Source organism: Nguyenibacter vanlangensis (assembly GCF_013376155.1).
Classification (GTDB): Bacteria; Pseudomonadota; Alphaproteobacteria; order Acetobacterales; family Acetobacteraceae; genus Gluconacetobacter; species Gluconacetobacter vanlangensis.
Genome location: NZ_JABXXP010000621.1, coordinates 1 through 1,634 on the forward strand (window position 1 = coordinate 1; position 1,634 = coordinate 1,634).

Annotated in this window: 2 protein-coding genes; one reads left to right on the forward strand and one right to left on the reverse strand. The window is 68.5% G+C overall.

All coding sequences use genetic code 11. From position 1 onward, the window contains the following. Positions 1–799 (reverse strand): ABC transporter substrate-binding protein (locus HUK84_RS17330; RefSeq protein ID WP_176641371.1); only part of this gene is annotated, 799 nt, incomplete at its 3' end. A gap of 154 nt (positions 800–953) precedes the next feature. On the opposite strand from HUK84_RS17330, the gene HUK84_RS17335 reads away from it, so the two are divergent. Further along, positions 954–1,634, forward strand: a 681-nt coding sequence (locus tag HUK84_RS17335; RefSeq protein WP_176641372.1) for a M81 family metallopeptidase, incomplete at its 3' end; no start/stop codon positions are given.

Sequence of the window (1,634 nt, forward strand, 5' to 3'; positions counted from 1 at the left end):
CGCGTCCGCCATGGATGACCGCCTGTGCGGCGGCGGGCTGTCCCGACGCGTACAGCCCCGCGAAGACCGGCGCCAGCGGCATGACGGCGTCGGCGTCGCCCGTCTGCAACGCCATGTTCGTCACCGAAGGTTCGGACGACCAGACCCATTCGATGCGCGTCAGCGCCGGCGGCGCACCCCAATAGCGCGGATTGGCACGGGCGCCGACATGCGCGCCGTCCTGCCAGTCGACGAACATGAACGGCCCCGTCCCGTCGGCATGGCGCCCCAGCGTGCCGCGCGCCGCCGCCAGGGGCGAGACGATGGCCGCCTGGGTGATCGACAGCAGGGAAAGCAGGTCGGCATAGGGATGGATCAGGGTAATAACGACCGAGGCGTCCTGCCGCCGGACCGAGGCGATCGTCGCGCGGAACGCGCCGGCCCCGGCAAGTGCCGCGCCGGGATCCAGCAGCCGTCGCAACGAGGCCACGACCGCGTCGGCATCGCAGGGCGTGCCGTCATGGAAGACGATTCCCGGCCGCAGGGCGAAAATCCAGGCCATGCCATCGGGCGACACCGACCATGCGGTGGCCAGCCAGGGACGGATCGACCCGTCGGCGTCCTGGCGCACCAGGCTCTCATAGAACGGGGCGAGGATCGAGCGCGTCGCGGTGGCGTTCTGGTCGGCCGGATCCATGCTGCGCGGCGGTTCGGCCAGCATGACCGTCAGCCCGCGCGCCAGGGAGCGGTTCGGAAAGGCCAGGCAGGCCGCCAGGGCGACAAGAAAGGCGGCGACATGAAGGACAAGGGATCGCCGCACGCTGCTCCCGCCGGCAGGCTGCCTGTATCGTTTCATTATTTTATTGACTTTATTCGCGCGGGATTGGTTTATCAAACGAAATAAAACCGGAAGACATTCCCCGCGGGGCAGCCGGCCCCGCGCCAGGGGATTCTTTTGTCGGGAACGACTGGACATGACGACACGGCCCCGGATCGCATTCGGCGGAATCCATACGGAATGCAGCACCTACAATCCCGTGCCGAGCCGAATCGAGGATTTCCGCATCCTGCGCGGTGCCGACATGCCGGATGCGCCCTATTTCGCCTTCCTGAAGGATTTCGACGCCGCGTTCCTGCCGCTGCTGCACGCGCGGGCGGTGCCCGGCGGTCCGGTGTCGCGCGCGGCCTACGAGGCGATGAAGCAGGAATTCCTCGACCGCCTGCGCGACAGCCTGCCGCTCGACGGGCTCTATCTGGCGATGCACGGCGCGATGTTCGTCGAAGGCATGTGGGATGCCGAGGCCGACTGGATCGGCGCGGCGCGCGCGCTGGTCGGTCCGGACTGCCTGGTGGCCGCCAGCTATGACCTGCACGGCAATGTCAGCCAGCCGATCATCGACGCGCTGGACATTTTTTCCGCCTATCGCACGGCGCCGCATATCGACGTGACGCGGACCATGCACCGGGCGGTCGACATGCTGGTCCAGGCCCTGCGGACCGGCATCCGGCCCCGGATCGTGTGGGCGCCGGTGCCGGTGCTGCTGCCCGGCGAACGCACCAGCACCGAGGACGAACCGGCGCGTTCGCTCTATGCCCGCCTGCCGGCCTTCGACGCCCGTCCCGGCATATGGGACGCGGCGCTGATGGTCGGCTAT